The organism is Acinetobacter sp. UC24323, from assembly GCF_024151445.1.
In the GTDB taxonomy this organism is placed as follows: domain Bacteria; phylum Pseudomonadota; class Gammaproteobacteria; order Pseudomonadales; family Moraxellaceae; genus Acinetobacter; species Acinetobacter baumannii.
Window position 1 is genome coordinate 1 of sequence record NZ_JAHIBY010000020.1, and the last position, 21,698, is coordinate 21,698.

The 21,698-nt window shown below is 39.4% G+C and carries 21 protein-coding genes and 4 tRNA genes; 2 read left to right on the top strand and 23 right to left on the bottom strand.

All coding sequences use genetic code 11. The annotated features are described in order from the left end of the window. Positions 1–261: 261 nt before the first annotated feature. From KNQ97_RS18420 to rpe, 14 genes are all read right to left on the bottom strand, one after another. Positions 262–338 (bottom strand) — tRNA-Pro (locus KNQ97_RS18420). Positions 339–342: 4 nt separating this feature from the next. Beyond that, positions 343–418 (bottom strand) — tRNA-His (locus KNQ97_RS18425). 33 nt (positions 419–451) lie between these two features. Beyond that, positions 452–528 (bottom strand) — tRNA-Arg (locus KNQ97_RS18430). A gap of 56 nt (positions 529–584) precedes the next feature. Continuing rightward, a tRNA-Pro gene (locus KNQ97_RS18435) sits at positions 585–661 on the bottom strand. 142 nt (positions 662–803) lie between these two features. Beyond that, positions 804–1,868, bottom strand: coding sequence for a quinolinate synthase NadA (gene nadA, locus KNQ97_RS18440; RefSeq protein WP_001278262.1), 1,065 nt, complete (start codon positions 1,866–1,868; stop codon positions 804–806). A gap of 146 nt (positions 1,869–2,014) precedes the next feature. Continuing rightward, complete coding sequence (argJ, locus tag KNQ97_RS18445; protein ID WP_000268130.1) at positions 2,015–3,235, bottom strand: bifunctional glutamate N-acetyltransferase/amino-acid acetyltransferase ArgJ; 1,221 nt, start codon at positions 3,233–3,235, stop codon at positions 2,015–2,017. Positions 3,236–3,371: 136 nt separating this feature from the next. Then, a complete protein-coding gene (locus tag KNQ97_RS18450) occupies positions 3,372–3,851 on the bottom strand; it encodes a methylated-DNA--[protein]-cysteine S-methyltransferase (protein WP_000927479.1) in 480 nt (159 codons plus the stop codon). A gap of 11 nt (positions 3,852–3,862) precedes the next feature. Continuing rightward, positions 3,863–4,183, bottom strand: a complete 321-nt coding sequence (locus tag KNQ97_RS18455; protein WP_000312237.1) for a multidrug efflux SMR transporter — start codon at positions 4,181–4,183, stop codon at positions 3,863–3,865. Positions 4,184–4,332: 149 nt separating this feature from the next. Further along, positions 4,333–5,328: a cation transporter gene (locus KNQ97_RS18460; protein ID WP_253612583.1), complete on the bottom strand. Its 996-nt coding sequence runs from the start codon at positions 5,326–5,328 to the stop codon at positions 4,333–4,335. 28 nt (positions 5,329–5,356) lie between these two features. Continuing rightward, positions 5,357–6,112: a copper resistance protein B gene (locus tag KNQ97_RS18465; protein ID WP_253612584.1), complete on the bottom strand. Its 756-nt coding sequence runs from the start codon at positions 6,110–6,112 to the stop codon at positions 5,357–5,359. After that, complete coding sequence (locus tag KNQ97_RS18470) at positions 6,099–8,033, bottom strand: copper resistance system multicopper oxidase (protein WP_253612585.1); 1,935 nt, start codon at positions 8,031–8,033, stop codon at positions 6,099–6,101. Before KNQ97_RS18470 ends, KNQ97_RS18465 begins: the two co-directional genes overlap by 14 nt. Positions 8,034–8,073: 40 nt before the next feature. Next, a complete protein-coding gene (locus tag KNQ97_RS18475) occupies positions 8,074–8,469 on the bottom strand; it encodes a hypothetical protein (RefSeq protein WP_031988438.1) in 396 nt (131 codons plus the stop codon). A gap of 100 nt (positions 8,470–8,569) precedes the next feature. Next, complete coding sequence (locus tag KNQ97_RS18480) at positions 8,570–9,391, bottom strand: Cof-type HAD-IIB family hydrolase (protein ID WP_000216417.1); 822 nt, start codon at positions 9,389–9,391, stop codon at positions 8,570–8,572. 356 nt (positions 9,392–9,747) lie between these two features. Beyond that, complete coding sequence (gene rpe / locus KNQ97_RS18485) at positions 9,748–10,434, bottom strand: ribulose-phosphate 3-epimerase (RefSeq protein ID WP_000043044.1); 687 nt, start codon at positions 10,432–10,434, stop codon at positions 9,748–9,750. A gap of 184 nt (positions 10,435–10,618) precedes the next feature. On the opposite strand from rpe, the gene KNQ97_RS18490 reads away from it, so the two are divergent. Continuing rightward, a complete protein-coding gene (locus KNQ97_RS18490; protein ID WP_000843457.1) occupies positions 10,619–10,891 on the top strand; it encodes a DUF2218 domain-containing protein in 273 nt (90 codons plus the stop codon). Here KNQ97_RS18490 and fghA read toward each other — a convergent pair whose 3' ends face one another. The 6 genes from fghA to KNQ97_RS18520 all read right to left on the bottom strand — a co-directional run bounded on the left by fghA (position 10,892) and on the right by KNQ97_RS18520 (position 16,074). Continuing rightward, positions 10,892–11,740: an S-formylglutathione hydrolase gene (gene fghA, locus KNQ97_RS18495; RefSeq protein WP_031988439.1), complete on the bottom strand. Its 849-nt coding sequence runs from the start codon at positions 11,738–11,740 to the stop codon at positions 10,892–10,894. Continuing rightward, positions 11,709–13,160, bottom strand: coding sequence for a C13 family peptidase (locus tag KNQ97_RS18500; protein WP_000566251.1), 1,452 nt, complete (start codon positions 13,158–13,160; stop codon positions 11,709–11,711). The genes fghA and KNQ97_RS18500 overlap by 32 nt, the downstream gene beginning before the upstream one ends. Positions 13,161–13,296: 136 nt before the next feature. Next, a complete protein-coding gene (locus KNQ97_RS18505; protein WP_253612586.1) occupies positions 13,297–14,088 on the bottom strand; it encodes a class I SAM-dependent methyltransferase in 792 nt (263 codons plus the stop codon). Between the two features lie 11 nt (positions 14,089–14,099). Then, positions 14,100–14,765, bottom strand: coding sequence for a tRNA (adenosine(37)-N6)-threonylcarbamoyltransferase complex dimerization subunit type 1 TsaB (gene tsaB, locus KNQ97_RS18510; protein ID WP_253612587.1), 666 nt, complete (start codon positions 14,763–14,765; stop codon positions 14,100–14,102). Between the two features lie 132 nt (positions 14,766–14,897). Next, positions 14,898–15,425, bottom strand: a complete 528-nt coding sequence (locus KNQ97_RS18515; RefSeq protein ID WP_114226146.1) for a gamma carbonic anhydrase family protein — start codon at positions 15,423–15,425, stop codon at positions 14,898–14,900. 22 nt (positions 15,426–15,447) lie between these two features. Continuing rightward, positions 15,448–16,074, bottom strand: coding sequence for a CoA pyrophosphatase (locus tag KNQ97_RS18520; protein WP_086372276.1), 627 nt, complete (start codon positions 16,072–16,074; stop codon positions 15,448–15,450). 114 nt (positions 16,075–16,188) lie between these two features. Between KNQ97_RS18520 and KNQ97_RS18525 the strand changes: the two genes are divergently transcribed. After that, positions 16,189–16,737 carry an NUDIX hydrolase gene (locus KNQ97_RS18525; RefSeq protein ID WP_000006665.1) on the top strand — a complete coding sequence of 183 codons (549 nt, stop codon included), beginning with the start codon at positions 16,189–16,191 and terminating at the stop codon, positions 16,735–16,737. A gap of 47 nt (positions 16,738–16,784) precedes the next feature. On the opposite strand, the gene KNQ97_RS18530 is transcribed toward KNQ97_RS18525, so the two are convergent. Genes KNQ97_RS18530 through KNQ97_RS18540 form a run of 3 tightly spaced genes read right to left on the bottom strand, consistent with a single transcriptional unit; the run spans position 16,785 to position 21,691 of the window. Then, the gene (locus KNQ97_RS18530; RefSeq protein WP_031966839.1) at positions 16,785–18,710 is read right to left on the bottom strand and encodes a hypothetical protein; all 1,926 of its coding nucleotides are present in this window, start codon (positions 18,708–18,710) and stop codon (positions 16,785–16,787) included. A gap of 18 nt (positions 18,711–18,728) precedes the next feature. Then, positions 18,729–20,033 carry a putative pilus assembly protein FilE gene (filE, locus tag KNQ97_RS18535; protein WP_253612588.1) on the bottom strand — a complete coding sequence of 435 codons (1,305 nt, stop codon included), beginning with the start codon at positions 20,031–20,033 and terminating at the stop codon, positions 18,729–18,731. Continuing rightward, a complete protein-coding gene (locus KNQ97_RS18540) occupies positions 20,027–21,691 on the bottom strand; it encodes an OmpP1/FadL family transporter (protein ID WP_103236196.1) in 1,665 nt (554 codons plus the stop codon). The genes filE and KNQ97_RS18540 overlap by 7 nt, the downstream gene beginning before the upstream one ends. Positions 21,692–21,698 lie beyond the last annotated feature (7 nt).

The window sequence follows — 21,698 nt, forward strand, 5'->3', positions numbered from 1 at the left end:
ACAGAGAACAGAGAACAGAGAACAGAGAACAGAGAACAGAGAACAGAGAACAGAGAACAGAGAACAGAGAACAGAGAACAGAGAACAGAGAACAGAGAACAGAGAACAGAGAACAGAGCTTATATAATTAAGTTCAGATATTGGAGCAATTTGGAATAAAAATTTTATTATAGAAAACAAAAAAATTCCTTCTATCCATAAGATAAGAAGAAATGATTTTAATATATGGGATATTTTAGAAAGCTTAAACGCTTTTAAATATGGTCGGAGCAGTAGGATTCGAACCTACGACCCCCTGGTCCCAAACCAGGTGCACTACCAGGCTGTGCTATGCTCCGAAATTGGGGTGAATGACGGGATTCGAACCCGCGACAACTGGAATCACAATCCAGGGCTCTACCAACTGAGCTACATCCACCATCAAATAAGTTCTACGTACCAAGCTACCAAATGGCGCGCCTGACAGGATTCGAACCTGTGACCATCCGCTTAGAAGGCGGATGCTCTATCCAACTGAGCTACAGGCGCTTAACCGATGATGCTTATCATGCGATACTTCGCCGATCTTAAAATATTCTTTTAAGTGGTCGGAGCAGTAGGATTCGAACCTACGACCCCCTGGTCCCAAACCAGGTGCACTACCAGGCTGTGCTATGCTCCGATCTATCTCAGCTTTTGCTGTATCGCACATCGTGCGGTACGGTGTGCATTCTAGGCGCGACGCCCTCAGACGTCAACACCTATTGTCAAAAAAAGTTAAAAATCCTTATCAAATGTATATTTAACAAGCATTTTGAGGCTTTTTAACGTTTTAATGATGCACTAAAGGCTAACATTCGATCTAAAGGCATTTTGGCACGTTCAGCAAGTGCTGGGTCAACGTGTATTTCTTGATCACCTTTTTGTAAAACTTCTAAAATTCCATCAAGTTCATTCATGGCCATCCACGGACAGTGTGCACATGAACGACAAGTTGCGCCCTCACCCGCTGTTGGGGCTTCAACCAGAATCTTATCTGGTACTGCTTGCTGCATTTTGTAGAAAATGCCACGGTCCGTTGCCACGATTAAACGTTGGTGTGGCAAAGTTTGTGCAGCTTTAATCAATTGAGATGTACTACCTACTGCATCTGCAATTTCTACCACCGACTCTGGTGACTCAGGATGGACCAATACAGCCGCATCTGGGTACAGTGCCTTCATGTTAGCAATGCCACGTGCACGGAATTCTTCATGCACAATACATGCGCCATCCCAAAGCAACATATCAGCGCCAGTTTTCTTTTGAATATAACGGCCTAAGTGCTGATCTGGTGCCCAAATAATTTTTTCACCCAAGCTGTCTAGATGCTCAACAATTTCAACTGCACAACTTGAAGTCACCACCCAATCCGCACGAGCTTTAACAGCAGCCGATGTATTGGCATAAACTACTACAGTGTGGTCAGGGTGCTGATCACAAAATGCCGTGAACTCATCGACTGGACAACCTAAGTCAAGTGAACAGGTTGCCTCAAGTGTCGGCATAAGAATTGTTTTTTCAGGAGACAGAATTTTTGCTGTTTCACCCATAAACTTAACGCCAGCCACAACCAGTGTAGAGGCTGCATGATCTCGTCCAAAACGGGCCATTTCTAAAGAGTCAGAAACGCATCCACCTGTTTTTTCGGCAAGTTCTTGTACATCTGGATCGCAATAGTAGTGAGCAACAAGGACAGCATCACGTTTTTTGAGCTCTGCTTCGATCTGTGCAAACTTTTGTTGTTTTGCTTCTTCACTTAGGCGGTTGTCTTTTGGTTCACCTAAACGGTCTAAATGCGCTTGTACAATGTTTTTTGCATCGTTGGCAATTAAAGTCGCATCACTCATAAAACGTCTTCTCTATCCTTCATGCTGGCATACCTGCTCGCATATAACGTTACTGCTTAAACGATTTACTAAATTCAATCATTTAATATCAAAAGATGGGGCTAATAAAAAAGCCTCTTTGTCGAGGCTTGATTATAACTGAATATTTACGAACGGTAATCTGCATTAATCTTGACATAGTCGTAAGATAAGTCACACGTATATACCGTGTCTTTGGCTTGTCCGCGGCCTAAGTCAACACGAATGGTAATTTCGGTTTGTGCCATTACACGAGCACCTGCTTCTTCGGTATAGTCCTCGGCTGCGCCACCATCTTTACAGATTTGCACGTCGTCTAACCATACCTGAATTTTAGACACATCTAAGTCTTTCACTCCAGCATAGCCGATTGCAGCTAAAATACGTCCCCAGTTCGGATCAGATGCAAAAAGTGCAGTTTTAACAAGTGGTGAATGCGCAATACTATAAGCAATGTCACAACATTCTTGAGTATTTGCACCACCTTCAACAGCAACAGTAATAAACTTGGTTGCACCTTCTCCATCACGGACAATTAACTGTGCTAAACGGTTCATTACACGAGCAAGTACTTCTAACACTTTAGCGTAGCGTACATCGCTTTCCGATGTAATTTCAGCACCACCAGCCTGACCAGTTGCCACAAAAATACAAGAGTCATTTGTTGAGGTATCACCATCAATGGTAATACGGTTAAATGAATGCTCAACTGTAGTCTTTAATAGCTTTTGTACTAAATCACGGCGAATAGGCGCATCTGTTGCTACAAAGCTCAGCATAGTTGCCATGTTTGGACGGATCATCCCAGCGCCTTTACTAATACCGGTCATGGTATAAGTCATACCATCAAGCTCAAATTGTTCAGATGCGCCTTTTGGCACTGTGTCTGTTGTCATAATGCCAGATGCCGCATCACTCCATGCAGCGTCTTGTACGCTATTTAATGCAGGTTGTAAGCCAGCGAGTAAACGTTCCATCGGAAGCTGCTCACCAATCACGCCTGTTGAAAATGGAAGTACTTCGAAACTGTTAACGCCAGCAAGCTCCGCTAACTTTGCACAAGTATCCTGAGCATTTTTCAAACCTGTAGGACCAGTACCAGCATTGGCATTACCTGTATTAATCACTAAATAGCGCGGATTGCCTTCGGCAAGATGAGCTTTAGATACATGAACAGGTGCCGCACAGAATGCATTTTGCGTAAATACACCTGCAACATTTGAACCTTCTGCAAATTCAAAAATGACTAGATCTCGTCGGTTTGGGTAACGTACATATGCTTCTGTTGAGCCAATTTTTACACCTTTTACCACATGCATTTGTGGCATTGTTACGTCACCGACAGCCATTTTTAGAACATCCAGAGTTTGTTATGAAAAGATTAATATTTCAGAAAATAGCGAGGTTATAAAACACGCTTTATATGAAATATCAGAATTGACAGCTTATTAGAAAAGCCTAAAAAAATCGAGCGCTAAAAATAGCTTATTTTTGCTCTAATCTTAATAAAATATCTTTCTTATCAAGACCACCGGCAAAACCAACCAAAGCTCCGCCCGCACCAATTACTCGGTGACAAGGTGCAATAATTGAAATCGGATTTTTGCCATTTGCAGCACCCACTGCTCGCACTGCTTTTTCATTTCCGATCTGAACGGCAATATCTTTATAACTTCTTGTTTCACCATACGGAATCGTCAGTAATGCCGCCCAGACCTGCTTTTGAAATGCAGTCCCTTCAAAATCTAGTGGTAATGTAAACTCACGGCGTTTGCCTTCAAAATATTCTTGTAATTGTTGTTCGGTCTTTAATAAAACTGGATGCTCAAGTTGTTCGACCAGCTCAGCCAATCGAACACGTTTTGGATTTTCATTGTCCCAAAGTACTGCCACCAAAGCATTTTCATTCGCAACCAGCTTTAATTGCCCAACAGGCGAATTGATATACTTATAAGACAGCAACATACTTAATCCTCTTAGGATGGAGATGAAATTTTCATTAGAACCAGTCCAGATACAATCAGTACAGCGGCAATCATTCTCATCGCACCAATAGGCTCATGAAGAAAGAAAATACCAACTAAAAATGATCCAATTGCACCAATGCCTGTCCAAACCGTATAAGCAGTACCAAGGGGTAAAGTTTTCATTGAAATTGAAAGCAGAACTACACTCAAAATCATAAAAACTACGGTAATAATACTAGGTGTTAAGCGTGTAAAACCTTCAGACATTTTCATAGAATATGCCCAAATCACTTCAAATACACCTGCTAAAATTAAAATAGCCCAAGCCATAACATTCACTAATTTTTATAGTGTCAGGTCGTCCCGACATGATTACCCATTATGGGGGAGGTCGTTCCTCCTTTATGTGAAGACTCAGTTTACTTTAAAATAAAAAATGAAGGCAAACCCGAACTCAAACTTGCCTCTATCAGAAAATATTATTCATTTTTTAACTGTAAAATTTTTCGTGCACCATTTAAAACGAACAAAACAATAATCAATCCAATAATTAAATCAGGATAACGCGAACCTGTGATTGCAACCAGTATTCCCGCAATAATGACACCTAAGTTTACGATGACATCATTTGCAGAAAATATATAACTGGCCTTCATATGTGCCCCACTTTCCTTATGGTCACTCATTAAGTAAAGACAACTAATGTTGGCCGCAAGCGCTAATCCCCCAATTAAAATCATTAAAATTGAAACTGGTTCACTGCCATATATAAAACGGCGCAGCACATCAATTAAAACGATTATGGCTAAACCAAACTGAAACCATCCGGAAAGATGTGCAGCCTTTAATTGAGCGTCGAGGTTTTTACCTACCACAAATAATGCAATACCATAAATTGCAGCATCGGCAAACATATCGAGCGAATCAGCGATTAACCCTGTCGATGAAGCAATAATGCCTGCCATCAACTCAATGACAAACATGACCCCATTAATGAGTAACAACCATTGTAAAACTTGTTTTTGTGTTGCATTGGTTGAAGAACTAGCTCGAACCTTTTTAGGTTTTTCAACAGGTTCATAATGTGGCTGTGTTTGTTGTAACTCGGCTCCTAAACCTAGACGTTGCAGGCACTGAGTAATCTTTTCGTCTTGAGTACTGTGATACACCGCTAAGTGGCGGGCGGGCAAATCAAAATGAAGTTCTTGAATATGTTCAGCATAAGAAGCTAAAGCCATTCGTACCATTTGTTCTTCGGCTGCACAATCCATACGGGGAATATGATAATAACTCACCCATTGGGCTTTATTTACCCTAGGTTCACTTGCCACAGAAAAGTCCTGAGCTGCTACATTTGAGCACCCACAGCTAGAACAGCTTTTATTTACATTTATTTGATTCTCTTGTTTTTCTAAAGCCATCTTTGCACCATAACTGACACAAAAAACAATGCCATCAGTATAAACCAATGGCATGTCATTAAGCTTACTTTTTGTTCGGCAATTAGAATTTTAGTGTTAACCCAGCTCCATAATACCAACCATGTTCGGAGTCGGTTCCAGTTTGCCAAGCAGTTTGTTTTAAACCTTTTTCATAGCCGTAACCAACATCAACAAATGGCATGACCTTTTTGTTGATTTCATAACGGGTTTGAAAACCAGCTTGTAAACTTGATAAACCTGTTTTACTTGCATAGCGAGATTCATCTTGCAAAACGACATCTGCTTTTAAATAAGGTTTACCAATTAACTTTTGGGTAAAGAGTAAGTCCCTTTCTGTTTCTAAACTTAACTTCCATAGCTGGTCTTCACCTGCATAAAGATATGCATCGGTTTCAAAAAAGTAAGGTGCCATGCCATGTAAACCCACAACACCAGCCCAGCGATCTTGCTTTTCATCTTCTCGTTGCAAACGCTCGTAGTTTACCCCAGCCTGTACATCCCAATAGTCAGCTACATTTCGACTATAAAGTACTGAACCGCCATAATTGGCATCTTCCGACTCGGCATTTTCAACATGGGCTTTAATGAACAATTTATTTTCATCCGTTCCCACCCAAGTTTCTAATTCAGAAGAAAAACTACCTTCTCCTTCTTCATTTTGAGTCCAGCCAGTATCAATTTTTGTTGCTTGATAGATCTGTCCGCCATGTTCACGTAAATGATCATGAGTTAAAGGCTCTTGAGCAAAAGTAAATACTGATATGCTCGAGAAAGCACCGCAATATATCATTTGAGAAAATAACTTAGTGATGCGCATGACTAGCTCCTTTCTCATTTTCAGATTGAACAGGTGATTGAGCTTGAGCAGGTTGTTGTCCATCATTCACTTGAGCCACAATCAACTTATTCATCATTCCAGCACTCATGTGATAAAGCAGATGGCAATGAATCGCCCATTCGCCTAATGCATCGGCTGTCAATAACGCAGTAACGGTTTTTCCTGGTGGAACAATAAGAGTATGTTTATTTGGTAAGTTTTCAGCTTGTTGGCCATTTTCCAATTGCATAAACATCCCATGTAAATGCATTGGATGAGCCATCATACTGTCATTCACAAACTTCAAGCGTATGCGTTCACCATATTTAACTTGTAGTGGTGTGGTATCACTAAATTTCTTACCATTAATGGTCCAGATATAACGCTCCATGTTGCCGCCTAAACGAATGACTAACTCACGTTCTGGTACACGGGTATCTGGCTGAGGTGTTAAAGATTGCAAATCGCTATATTGCAGTGCTTTCATACCCGCTGGCGTTGAAGCATTTGCCCAGCCATAAACTGGTTCATCCTTTTTAGGCTTGTTCTCAGATTGAGCAGGCATCTCATGATTCATATTCATCATAGCGTGGTCATGCTCGCTAGATGACATTCCCTGCATATCATGCTTCATTTCAGACATCGCTGACATATCATGCTTCATGTGCATCATGGAATGATCATGTTCGCCAGATGATATATTTTTCATGTCATGATCCATTTTCATCATTGTGTGATCATGATTAGCCTGACTCGTCTCTTTTTTCATTTCAGGCATGGCCGACATGTCATGTTGCATGTTCATTTGATGGCCAGCATGTTCATTACTTCCACCACCATGACTCATGCCCATATCATCCATGGTCAATAAAGCACGTGGACGTGGTGTTGGCATTTGGACTGGCCCCACAGCCTGCGTATTTTCATTGTGCAAAGTACCGATAGCAAAACCACTACGGTCAATAGACTCTGCTTCAATCTGATAATTTGGCTGTTTAGGTTCCACAATGACATCGTAGGTTTCAGCTGTACCAATACGAAACTCATCAATTGCTACAGGTTTAACTGGCTGCCCATCTGCACTTACGACAGTCATTTTTAAATTTGGAATTCTGACATCAAAAAATGACATTGCTGATGCATTAATAAATCGTAATCGAACCTTATCGCCAGCTTTAAAATTAGCTGTCCAGTTTTGCTGAGGAGTCTTGCCGTTAACTAAGAAGGTATAACCCGTCACATCAGACATATCGGTTTTTAACATCCGCATCTGATTCCACATCGAACGATCTTGCCAAGTTGCTTTTAAGCCTTGTGTTTTAACTTGCTTCAAAACATCAGATACGGTTTCACGGCGGTTTTGATAATACTCAGCAGATTTCTTCAAATTCTTCATAATGCTATCGCTAGAAGAATCATGGAAATCTGAAAGCATCACTACATAATCACGATCAGTTTTTTCATGCGCCGCAACTGGTATTTTGCCTTTTGGGTAAATCACAAGCGGCCCATATAAACCGTCTTGCTCTTGGCCTTTACTATGGGCGTGATACCAATATGTGCCATTTTGTTTCACCTTAAAGCGGTAAACAAAATCTCCATTTGGAGCAATCCCTTTAAAATTATTAAAACCCGGCACACCATCCATTAACCCTGGCAGTAACAACCCATGCCAGTGTAAAGAGGTATCTTGATTCTTTAATTGGTTATGGACGTGAATAACAGCCTCATCCCCCTCTTCAAACTCAAGGAGTGGTGCTGTAAATTTTCCATTTACGGTAATTCGTTTAAGGGGTTTGCCCGTAACATTGACCTGTTGTTCATTAATATTAAGGTGATATTCCTTAATTGCCGCGAGAGTCCATGGTGAAACCAATAGACCAAATACAGCGACGAGGCTGCTAATCGTTTTATGAGACATTGCTTTAATCCTTTTAACTAAAAAAATAAGTAAGAAAGGATTAAGCTTTTGGTGGACGTAAGATTTCTTGCCAGTATCCGGCTAAATGCTGTGCCTGATAAATACTACTAAATTGAGATGGAATAGGAATAAATGATGATTCAATATCTGGTACAGCTTGCTGTAAAGCCAGATTTACCATCTGACAATGGACCGGGTTACAGTCTTGGCAGTGTTCACCATGTTGGTGAGAAACCTGAGCCATAGATTGATGACACGTTGTCTGCTCATCAGCTTGAATATGCATAGAGTGATGTTTCATTTGCTCACTATGACACGGCATAGTATGAAGATCATGCTGCATAGGTGTCTGAGCAATAGACACACCACTCCACCCAATAACTAAAGTCATCAGGAACACAAACCAAGCATACTTGCGTATGTGTTGCAGTGTCATCATTTATTGCCTTGAGCAATCTACTTATCTTAGTTGTTTAGCATAACCAAGTTTTAAATTAGATACAATTTTCCATCTTAGATGATTGTTATTGAGATCATTAAGCAAATGGAGGTTGATGCTGAAGAACCAAGTCAATCACCTGTAAAGCACCTTCTTGCTCATTATTTGCAGTTGTGTAAGGAGCAACGGCTTTTAAGGCTTCAACTGCATTTTCGACTGCAAACCCATAACCTACTGCTTTAATCATCTGGATATCATTATTGTTATCACCAATCGCAACGACTTGATCGGGTTGAACCTGCCATTTTTGCAATAATAGCTTCAAACCATGTGCTTTGTGCTGGTCCGGAAGAATCAAATCGATAAAATTAAAGCCACTTGAAACTGGTACTAGAACCTTATCTTTTACAAAGCTTTGCTTCTGAAAATGCTCAAAAATTGTAAAACTTTCATTTTCCTGCGCAGTAAAAGTAATTTTACACACCAAGTCATCTAGTGCATAAAAGTCATCTATAACCGTCAGCTTTTCAAAATAGCGAGCGACTTTAGCATAATCTTCCGCGTTCATACTGCTATGCACATAAGCACTCTGTTTTCCGCAGATCACCATTTTAGAGGTATACACTGGGTCAATCGCATTTAAAATCTCAATGAATTGCTCTTTGCTTAAATGAGCAAAAGCTAACTCTTGCCCCGCATCTACAACATGAGCACCATTTTCGGCAATAAAAGCAATCTCATGATTAATTTCTGGAAAATACGTAACAAGCTTTGCAAGCTGGTTACCACTAGCGACTACAAAACGGATATTATTTTGTTTTAGTTGTTCATACTGTTTTAAAAAACGTGCTTTGTTGTACTGCTTCTTAGAATTAAGAAAAGTCCCATCCATATCTACCGCTAAAATTTTTACTGTCATTAATGATCTAGGTCTCTTACTAAAATCTTATTAAATCAAATTTAGCTTTATTTTTCATGACACTTTTACAGTTTTCTATTCAATATATTTTAAAAAGTTTTACACAAGCCTTCTCTTTTTTTGCACAGGTTATTTTTTAGCAAAGCTTAATAAAAAAACAGATCCAAAAATATCCCGATAGAATAGAAAAAGAACGCCAAGGCGTTCTTTTTTCATACATTTTGCTTAGAGAATAAACGGTTGATCTCATTTTGTTTATTTTACCAACATCTTATCCATATGGTTATCAACATAGTTATCCATACAGTTATAAACAAAGTTATCCACAAGTTTACTCTCAGCTTAATATTCTTTTTTTAAGCGTCTACACTACCGACTTTTGCAAGCTCTGCACGCATTTGATCAATCACAACTTTATAATCTGGTTGACCAAAAATTGCCGAACCAGCAACGAACATATCTGCACCAGCTTCTGCAATTTCACGGATATTTGCAGGACCAACACCACCGTCTACTTCTAAACGGATATCACGGCCACTTGCATCAATAATTTTACGCGCTTCACGTAATTTTTCTAAAGTCATTGGAATGAACTTTTGGCCACCAAAACCTGGGTTTACACTCATTAATAAAATTTGGTCAACTTTATCAAGAACATAGTCTAGATAATGCAATGGTGTTGCTGGGTTAAAAACTAATCCTGCTTTAGCACCACCAGACTTAATAAGCTGTAATGAACGGTCAATATGATGAGAAGCTTCTGGGTGAAACGTAATGATATCTGCGCCTGCTTCTAGGAAATCACCAATAATACGGTCAACTGGAGATACCATTAAATGCACATCAACAGGAGCAGTAATTCCATAATTTTTTAAAGCCTTACACACACCTGCACCAAAAGTTAAATTTGGAACATAGTGATTATCCATCACATCAAAATGCACTACATCGGCACCTGCAGCTAACACTTTGTCTACATCTTCGCCTAAACGAGCAAAATCGGCAGATAAGATAGAAGGAGCAATCAAATAAGGCTTGGACATAGGTGGATGACCTGGCTAAAAATTTAAGGAGAGGCTAAAAATTATAACAAAAAAGAACCTACTTGGCCCGCTCTTCCTTGCTTAAATGACAACATTTAAAACTTGCAACGTAACGTTGCTACTATAGAATGCCAAGTGCCAAACGAATTTGTTAAGGTACATTAAACCAATGTGAGGATTGATAATGAAAAGCACAACTCATCTATTAACAAATGATGGAAAACGCATTGCAAAACGTCTAGTTAATCATTGGAAACATAAATTTGAAGTACAAGAAACTGAACAAGATTTTAAAATCTTAATGCCTACAGCAACTATTACGCTTGCGCCAGAAACAGAGCAGTTAAATGTTGCTATTGATAGCCAGTTAGATGACCATAACCACTTGGAAAAAGTTGTCCTTGATCATCTAAACCGTATGGCTCAACAAGAATTTCAGGTGAAATGGCAACACTAATTATTCGCCAGCGACCTTTTCCAACTGGATTGCATGGAACTGCAAATGCTCATCCATAAAGGTCTGGATAAAATAATAGCCATGATCATAGCCAGCATGTTGTCTTAAAGTTAAAGGCTGTCCTGCCTTTAAACATGCTTGTTTAAATTTTTCAGGGTGAAGTTGTTCATAAAATTGGTCATCTAACCCCTGATCCACCAAAATTTCATTAAATACCGCACCATTTTTTGAGACTAAAGCCGTGGCATCATGAGCCAACCAGCTATCGCGGTCTGTACCTAAATAATGGCTAAATGCTTTTTCACCCCATGCACATTCGGTTGGCGCGCAAATCGGTGCAAATGCAGACACTGACTTAAACTTCTCAGGATATTTAAAAGCTAAAGTTAAGGCACCATGTCCTCCCATCGAATGCCCAAAGATACCGACCTGTTGAGCATTGACTGGAAAACTTTTTAAAATAAGTGGATATAACTCATCGATTAAATAGCTTTCCATCTGATAATGCTCAGACCAAGGCGCTTGCGTCGCATTAATATAAAAACCCGCGCCTTGACCTAAATCCCAATGGTCACCTACTGCAACTTGTTCACCACGAGGTGAAGTATCAGGTGTAATCAGTATAAGACTAAGCTGGGCTGCCATATGCTGTGCATGTGCCTTAATGGCAAAAGTTTCTTCAGTACATGTTAAACCCGCTAAGTAAAACAAAGTTGAGCAAGGTTTACCTTCTAAAGCAGCAGGTGGCAAATACACCCCAAACTTAGTAGAGCCTTTTAATAATTGAGAATCAAACTGATAAATGCGCTGCTCACCTTCAAAGCAGCGGTTTTTTTGCAGGAGTTGCATCGTTTTTAGCCTCTGTTTGTGTCTGAGCAATATTTACGCTACCAGTATTTGGTTGAGGAAAAAGATATTTTTCCAACTGAGGTAGCATAAGTTCCATATTCTTACCAATCATCCATTGTGGCTCTGAAGGTTCTACACCTTGAGCTACTTCCCATTTGGTTACGGTTTGCTTAGCGGCATTAAACGAATCTTTCATAGAAGACTGCTCTCGCATCGCCAAATCAAAGAAAGCTCGTCCAAAATAAGTATAGTCAGCTTCGTTATTACAACCGAACGAAGTTTTATCCGCAGCAGATGCCGTAATAATTAAAGTATCAGGTGACTGTAACGCCGGAATAAAACTTCCTGAGTAACAAGCAGAAATGACAATCACACGCCAACGTATCCCCGCTTTATCGAGCGTTTCACGTAACCATTTCGGATCGACTTGCCCCAAATCTAGAGGTGCATTTTCAATTTCAAAATGGTTTTGTTCACCGTGCGATGTCATATATAAAAATAACACATCACTATCACGGTTCATTTGCTGGCCCATACGGCGTAAGGCCAACTCTATACTGGTTTTAGATGCAATCGGGATTTCGGTTCGAGTATCCGGATTATTGACCAGCATCATTGAACGCCCGACTGTACCAAAACGCGTATCAAATTGTTCTTTAATACGAACCACTTCCGATTTAAAAACGTCTTGATAACTATCGCCTGCAACACCCAAGAAATACCAATGACTTTTAGCTAGCTCACCATATTGAACTTGCTCTAAAGCATCATGAAGTAATTTACTTTGTGCATAAAAAGCATCTTCGGCAAAAGTAGGTGGAGAATCTTCCACTTTCCAAATAGGCTGATCTTTTACTGAAAGTTGCCAAACCACCATGGTCGCAATGGTCGCAACCATAACCAATGCCCGCTCCCACCAAGGCCACTTAAGCTCACGTGAGAACACCCAAATGACCGCCAAACTTTGCCACACAAAAAGTGCTACAAACAAACCAGGTAAAATACCGTTATAAATAGCATCCGGAATAAAGTTTAGATAACCATTAGATCCCAAATATTGAATTAAACACTGTATTAATAAAATATTGGTATCTAAAACCAACCACAATAAGGCTGGAACCAACATTAAACGCGGCTGATTAATACGCTGTGATAAGAAAATACCAACAATAAGCGCAATAAAAGGCCAAAGTGCGTATCCAATTAGACCTTGTGAGTTGAAGTCGCCAATTTGACCGGCAACAAGCCAACTATAAAGTGAGTTGGTACACCCACCTAATATTCCCCAAACAATGAGCTGAAGAATAGAGGGATGTACGATCTGTAAGGAACGTCTTGACCCCAAAAATAACCACATTCCGGCAAGCTGGTTACTTTTAAAATCATGCCAAAAGTTAATGGAAGGTTTGAGATCAATCATAAAAAGGTTTCAAAAATTTCGTTTTTGTCAGGCACCATAAGTGTATGCCTGCTAAGAATTTTAGCAATCATGCTTTTGAACTATATCACATATATTTGTGCATTATTCAAGCAATAAAACTTAACCTTACATAAGCTTACTGAAAGTAAGCATCAAAACGACAAGCATCCCCCTGCCACTGATGGGCTGGCTCTTGATTTGCTAAAAAAATAGCATGTCGTGGACGTTTTACAATCACTCGCTTTGCAACTTTTTTGGCTAGCTCTAGCAAATGATCACCCAAATCCATTTCTCCATCTTCGGGTAAAAGTAAATGCAAAAGCTGCATCTGCTTTTTGACTTGGGCTTGTTTTTTAATTGCTTGTTGATTTTGATCGCGCTGTGGGAACATCGGGTCAAGGTAGACCACATCAACTGTTTTTTCTTCTTGATCTAATTGCTGTAAATAGCTTGCAGAGTCAGCGAAGATCAGTTGGATACGATCCATAAATTGGCTTAAAAAGGGATCATGCTGTGCCTGAGCTTTTGAATCTTCAAGTAAAGTAAATAAAATCGGATGACGCTCAACAAGCTGGATTTGGGCTCCTAGATAAGCCATAAGTAAGCTGTCATGACCTAAGCCCGCTGTAGCATCGACCAGTACTGGCTTTTCACCTAACTGACAAGCACGAGCAATCATTTCTGATTTAAGACTTGCACGTTTTAAGCGTGGAATTTCAGCTTTCCAGTCAGGCTGCATTTTCATGCCATTTGCAGACAACCAAAGCCCATTTTCATCTACACAAAGTGCCAGTTCAGGGTTTAAGCGTAAGAAACGGGCATTAAGGTTTTCAATAGGCTGTAAATCGACAGTCACGCCTCTAGAATAAAGCATAGCTTGGTAGTGCTGTGCTTGTTCTTGAAAATCTACTTCAAAATATATGTGCATGCGCAGTGCCTTTAATTTGCTTTACCCTGATCCGCAATTTTTTTCCATGCATCATCACGTAAGTAAACTGGTAAAGCATGTTCAGCATCAACCCACTGCTTTTGCGCTGCATACACACGTGCAATCGAAGCAATGTCTTGTGCAGTGGCAGTGATTGATTGATGTTCTGCATCAGTTTGAAGGAGCTTAGCACCCGAACCGATTAAGCAATGCTTTGCATAAGCAGCCGCTTGCTCGTAGTTCATTAATTTTTCTTCATCTATACACTGCATGATGCCTTGCTCATCTAGAACAAAACTTGCAATGTAAACTTCATTCATACGTGCATCGAGTACCGCAGCCACCTGCTCTAAACCTTCAAGTCGGTAAGCCGCTTGTGCTAAAGCCTGTAAGGTAGAAACTGGAATTACTGGTAAATCTTGTGACCAAGCTAAAGCCTGAGCAACAGCAGCATTAATTCGAACACCACTAAAAGAACCGGGCCCTCGACTAAAGGCAATTGCGTCTAAACCAGCTACGTCAAGTCCAGTTTGTTGTAACCCTTGCTCAATCATTGGCAAAATGGTCTGGGTTTGTGCTTTCGCTCGCGTATCGAGTTGGAAAAAGAGTTCTTGGGTTTCATCGATTAATGAAATGGAACATTGCTCGTTTGCAGTTTCCAACGCCAGCAGTTTCATGCACAACCTTAGTATTCAATCAGATTAAAAACGGAAGTTATGATACCCCACTCGGCTCTGATAGGCGAGTTGTTCCTATCTAAATAAAAATGCCAAGCTGGTGCTTGGCATAGAAAATATCTCGCTAAAATTTTAAAAGTGGAATTCTTTCAAATCGGCATAGCTTTTAAAGTGTTCAGCATAATGTAGTGCGCTCAAGCGTATTTTTGCTACGCCTTCTTCATCTAAAGTTTTTACAATTTTGCCAGGTGAGCCCATTACCACCGAGTTATCTGGAATCACTTTACCTTCTGGTATTAAAGCATTAGCACCAATAATACAGTTCTTACCAATCACAGCTCGATTTAAAATGACGGCGTTCATACCAATCAAACTGTTATCGCCAATTGTACAACCATGCAACATGACTTTATGTCCAACGGTGACATATTCGCCAATATTTAGCTCAAGGCCCGCATCAGTATGTAATACCGAATTTTCTTGAATATTAGAAAAATTACCAATCCGAACGACACAATTATCGGCACGCACTACAGCACCAAACCAAATACTGACCTGACGGCCTAGTTCTACTTGTCCAATAAGCGTTGCAGTTGGAGCAACCCAGCCATCCCATGGCTCATGTAAGGCTTTTGGATGCTGTCCTTGATAGCTATACATCATAATTTATCAGTCCTGATCTTTATTTTTTATGAGAAAATTTTGGCATTCCAAACGTTGGTGCATTCAGTAGAAATGGCCATTCTTTTTGGTAGCCTAAACCATATTTAAATAAGGCAATTAACATTCGCGCTGTGAGACCCCAAATAATTTCATTATCAATCTGCAAGCTTGGGAAGTATAAAGATTGATGAGCATATCGCACTTCATATGGCGTCGGACGCGTCTCTATAAGTTGCTGTAAAGGCACAAAGAAAATTCGATCAATTTCGGTGGGCTGAGGAATTAAAGTTATCTCAGGAGGAATAAGCCCAACAATCGGTTTTACAGACAAGCCACTTCTTGCACGTTGCATCGGCAAATCGCCTAGCAACTGCACATCAAACGGATTTAAAGCCGTCTCTTCTTGAGCTTCTCTTAGCGCTACAACAATATTACTAGTATCACTAGGGTCACGCTTGCCACCAGGAAAAGAAACTTCCCCCGCATGGTTGTTCATATGTATTGAACGGCGTGTAAGCAGTACCTTAGGATTATTTTCATTCGTAATCGCAATAAGTACCGCAGCTTGTGCTTCTTGTATGCGGGTGGAAAAGCGCAATCTTTGCTGTAACTTTTGTGTTAGCAAGTGCTCTTCCATACCATTCACCTATTATTCTGTCTCTCTTTGCATCATATCTGAAAATCAAACTTAGGGAATAGAGTTGATGCGTAAGTCTAAAAATTCAGTTATGCTGAGGCATCTCTATACTCGATGATAATTATGAGTTTCTGTGTAGCGTGTGGGCATAAAACCGAACAAAAAATTCCTTTAGGTGATCATAAAGTACGCCGTGTTTGTACTCATTGTGGAAATATTCACTATGAAAACCCCAAAGTAATCTGCGGTGCCTTAGCGTTATGGGAAGACAAAGTACTACTTTGTCGTCGCGCGATTGAACCTCGTTATGGCTTATGGACTTTGCCTGCGGGTTATATGGAATTATTCGAGACGATGGAACAAGGTGCGGCGCGTGAAACTCGTGAAGAGGCAGAAGCCGAGATTGAAATAGAACAACTTTATTGCATGTATAATATTCCCCGTATTGGGCAAATTTATGTGTTGTTCAAAGCACAGCTTAAAGATGGCCTTTTCGGTGCTGGCGAAGAAAGTATCGAATGTCGACTGTTTGAAGAACATGAAATCCCATGGGGTGAACTTGCCTTTCCTAGTGTTGAACACACATTAAGACATTATTTCGAAGACCGTAAACAACAAGTTTTTCCAACACATCTAGAGACGTTAGGAACTCGTTTAGACCATACAGGCTAATGAGCTAGATAATAAAAAAGACCGCTTTTGCGGTCTTTTTTAAACTCTTATTTTGTCTTAATTTGATAACAATCAGCGGTTCTAATCGTTACAGTCCCACTCATTCGCTCAGCTAAAGCTTTATCATCTTCTGTAGGAGCTGGACTTACATCCTTAATATTATTATATACTCGTTGATAAAAGGCATATGGATTTAACCATGAGACTGTTTTGTTATCATAGGTCGTAAGATTAATTCCATTTACTTGCCCTTGTAACAAGTTAGCAACGTTAATTTTTGCTCCACTTACAATTAATGTTTGACCGCCTGTCTCGGTAGTAGCTTGAACAACATTCGAGTTTAACCCAGCCATAATACCATTTAGATTACCGAGTTTAGGTTCAGCAAAAATCATTTTTACTGTAATTGATTTATCATTTGAAGCAGATTCAGTGCCACCCGTTGTTCCTATGCGATACTGTTGAACACCATTATTATCAACCAGAGTATTATCTGAAACAATGCCACAATGGCCAGACATATCTGTTGGTGTTGCATTAGGTTTAATATCAGTTCGAATATCTCCATTTTCATCAATCACAATACCCAGATCGATTGGGGAAATTCCAGCTGTATCAAATTTAATATTTAAAGTGGCGTATAACGGGAAAATATAAGTTTGGCCCACGCTTACATTTTTTGAGGTTCTAAAGATATCCTTTGAAAGATAACTTGCTGGAGTTATCTTATAGATATCCATCGAACCATTATAATTTTGATTACTTATACTTTGACGCCATAATGCATAATGTTGAGGATTTGGTGTTTTACTATTTATTGCGCCTAAATACAAACTTTCACGACCAGCAATAAATGAGTCATTTAATAATTTACCTTGATAAATCAGTAAATCTTCATTGCTATTAGCTGAGGCTTTTAAATGGAATGGTTGTGTTGGTTTAATCTCAGCTTGTAAGGGATCAAGCCATGTAGTCTGAGCATTTGCAGTAAGTTGAGCTGGCTTAGCTTTAGTTAATACCTCCATTACTGCTGTAACTGTTGAATTACTTGTAGTAGTACTTGTACCTTTCCATTGTAAGCCATAACCAAATGTATAACCTTGACGATCTGAGAGTAAGAACAAATTACCTATCACATGTTGGGTATTAGCTGTATTCTTCGGACAATCCGCTAAATTAGCTAAATTACAACCATAAAAATTTTCAGAAATTAAATTAGGTTGAGCTAACGTCAAGTAATCAGATTGATACAAGCCCACTAAACTTAAATGAGCCAACTGAGTTAGTAAAGCAAAAGCTTCATTATCATTAATTTGGCTCACATCTAACCAAGGTTTCAAAATATTAATATATGCACCACTTTTCCATTCAGTAGTAGTAATATTTTGAAGTACAACATTTAATGTATTTTTTTTATCTTCTGTAAATTGGGTAGGCTGTATATCTCCAATTACATTATCACCACGTTCTAAACCTATACTTTGGAAAAGCTTAATTAAAGCCATTGCTACACGAATGGTTGGATCATCTTGACTTAATGAAGCTGGTGCTACTCCAGTTAAAGCAGTAGCCATATCCATAACTTTTAAACGTGGTGGGACAACGACCTTAATTTTTGAAATATTATCTAAATTGATAGAGCCCAGATCAATTTTTGTTTTAGTCTGAGTACCTTGTAAAAAGAAGTTGGCTGTATCGCCCAGTTTACATGTGCCAACAACACTATTTCCTGAAGCTTTAGTAACGAAACTCTGATTTGTAGCACTACTACAGGTAAAATTAAGACCAGCAATCGGATAATCGAGTGAAAACTGTAAACAATCATTACTTGAGACAGCGCAACTTCCATTCGCATTTGAGCTTCCAGACCCATTTGTATGATCTTCATTAATAGTTGAGCTACCACCACCACAACCATTCAGCATTATTGCTAACGTAGTTAAGGCAAAAGGCCATAATAATTTTTTATTCATTAGATACCCTACTTATTTTTAACGTAATACCGAAATTTGAATCTGTCCCTGATTTGATAACTCATGTTCTGCTACATCTATAGAAGAAGATAATGGAGTTAACATTATATAACGTGCATGAGCCGGGACTTTTAAAGTACCTTGAATCGATGCATGTTGTAGTATGGTTGAGGGATAAGATTTGCTCTTAAAACCACTTGCTCCCTCTAAGATACATCCCTTTTCATCTAAGAATATAACCAAAGGCCAATAATAGAGAGGTGTTGAACTACTCGCTGCAAATGACATAAGCTGTAAATGTTGTACAGAGGGATCTAGTTTCACCAACTCGTATTCAAACTTTTCTTTTAATGGCTTCCGTGGCCATAAATTCACTTCTTTTTTTGATCCAAGAACTTTAATTGACTTTTTGTAGCCTTGCACAAAACACTTATCTTGCTCAAAAGTCGTTTCTAATTCTTTTTGAGATAGCCGGATATAAGTTGGTGCTAAAATAATTGCTGCACGATCATCTTGAGATTGTTTATGAAAGAGTTGTTCTAACGTAGATTTACTCACACCCTTCTGACGTTCAATAGACTCCGTTCGTCCTAAACCATTCGGCATAATATAAAAGCGTTTCTTACCTTCCAGATTAAATTCTTGATCCTCAAGATATTCATTATTTACATACTCTACGCCATCAATATTCGTAAATTTAGATTTATCTTTTGAAGAATCCGAATTTGCGCCAGCCTGTGTGGTAGTTGGCATAGATAAATAAGAGCTATCAACTTTCTTTACTTCTTCACTCATTATTCTAGAAGGACTACTTTGGCTCTTTAGTGCTTTAGCAACATTCGTGTGTTCCTTAATTTCTCCCTGATTAGGCTTAATATGAGTTAAGGAATGCTTAGGTGCAGTCGGTGCAGTCGGTGCAGTCGGTGCAGTCGGTGCAGTCGGTGCAGTCGGTGCAGTCGGTGCAGTCGGTGCAGTCGGTGCAGTCGGTGCAGTCGGTGCAGTCGGTGCAGTATTTAATTTTTCTTGGACATGTTGTTCCAGTTTTTTCGATAAATTTTTAATTTGCTCTTTTTCTTTAGATGCTTTTTGTACAGAATCTACTATTGGTTGATTCTGCTGAGTTTGTGGTTTTCTTTCCTCTATTTTAGGGATAGGTTGTTTTTTTTGATCAATTCTTTTACTCGGTACAATCATAGGCCGCCCATCTGGCCCAATAATTGTATAAAAACCGTCTGCATAAGATACAGAAATACTTGCTATCGCAACGCATAAAGTTGTGATAGCAAATTTAGGGCTAAACATCCATTTATATAGTCTTACCATTTCGTTCTATAGCTCAAACCAAGTACTGTAATTTTGGTATTCGTTTTTACATCTAAGCCAGAATAAGGGTTTAATAAAATATTATCGACACCACACTTATTCGATAATGTACTTGTACAAGCTGGAATATTGTCACGGCTACGAAGGAAACCTACTGAAAGATCCAGATCTGTATCAGCATCAAAACGATACCCTAACCCGAGACCAAATAATTGCGCATTATTGATCGGAACCATAGTATTGCGTTTATCATTAGGTATTGAACTGGCACGCGGCTCATAACCAGCCCTTAATTTCAAACGATCAGTTGCTGAATATTCAAGGCCAATTCCCCAGCTCCACGGCGAAGTGAATTTCAATGGTAATGCTAATGAGTTATCAGTAACGTCATTAGATAAAAGTTTAGCTACTTTTAATAAGGTGATTTGGCGGTCAAACTCAAATTTAAATTTATTCCATGCAGAATAATCAGTCCATCCTACATCAAAGTTAACTTGTAAATCTGGTAATATTTTATATTTAATACCTGCTTGGAAATGTGCTGGATATTCAAGATCCATTGCAACCAAACCTGATTCTATATCAGGGACATAACCAGGTAGACCAAGAATAGCAGCTAAAATTTGCCCCGTAGCAGATGAGTTAAGGCCTTTTATAAGTTCTTGGGGAGCCTTCGCATTATCAATCAGATATTTTCCTTTTAAACGCATTTTGGCAGCACTTTGATATACCATACCAAAACCAAAATCGTCTGTTGGTTCCCAAAGTAAGCCTAAGTTATAGCTTGGACTTAATGATTGTTCTAATGAAACTTGTAATGCCCCCATTTTATTAAATGGATTCATACCTTCTTGGGCATTACACATACCAAATAATAGTAAATCAGTAATCATGTCACTATTATTTTTAAAGGGAGCACACACAACTTCATCAACCATACGCAATACACCAATCATCTCATTCGGAAAACGTAAATCAGTTTTCAGTGCGATTGCGTTATAGGACATCCCTACGGAAGCACCAATCGATAAATGATCATTTACCTGATAACCGAAAGATGGGGATAAATAGGTGATCCGCTCAACTGCAACTTGTTGGCCCATGTAGTTACCTGGATTACCATTCTCTGCCCCAAAACCTGCGACTAATGGTGCATACATGGCGGTCGCGTAGGTAATTTTTGAACCAGGTGGTTTATAGGCAATTCCTGCGGTAGGAGCAACTAGTGGATAACCAGCTCCGAGATCTACCATTTTTTTAAGAATAGGTACATACAGGCTCGCGTACTCCACATCACCATGTACTGTCCCTTTAAAATCTGTACAAATATTAGCTGAAACCTCAGGACCATCATTACAAACGAGAGGGTCATCTGAATAACCAAAGATGTTATAACCAGGTGGAGCTGAAAACTCACGCTGAATATCAAAGTTAGCAAGGATCCCCTGCACATCTGTTTGCAGGCCATCAATTTTTGCTAAAGCTGCAGGGTTAAAATGAACTGCACTAATACCAGGGGGGTCTGCAGTTACAGCATTCCCCATCGATAGTGAGCGAATATCAACAGCTAAGTTTTGTCCTAATTGAGCATTGGCAAAGCTAGAAAAACCGGAGATAACAATTGCCGCCGTTAAAGGACATAATTTAGGATATTTCACCTGCATA